Annotated in this window: 1 protein-coding gene; it reads left to right on the top strand. The window is 65.9% G+C overall.

Translation table 11 applies throughout. The features are described from left to right. Positions 1–279 (top strand): PEP-utilizing enzyme (locus AC0L3B_RS39390; RefSeq protein WP_473383193.1); only part of this gene is annotated, 279 nt, incomplete at both ends.

Genomic DNA, 279 nt, shown 5'->3' with positions numbered 1-279 from the left:
CCGTGCCATCGGCCAGCGCATCGGCGCCGGCAAGGTACGCATCATCAAGGACGTGTCCGAAATGGACAAAGTCCAGCCAGGCGACGTGCTGGTTTCCGACATGACCGACCCGGACTGGGAACCGGTGATGAAGCGCGCCAGCGCCATCGTTACCAACCGTGGCGGGCGCACGTGCCACGCGGCGATCATCGCCCGTGAGCTGGGGATTCCCGCGGTCGTCGGTTGCGGCAACGCCACGCAGTTGCTCAAGGACGGCCAGGGTGTAACCGTGTCCTGTGC

Source organism: Bradyrhizobium sp. Kon56, from assembly GCF_055807635.1.
Note: the sequence above shows the minus strand (reverse complement) of the source record. Positions and strands in the feature narration are given on the sequence as shown.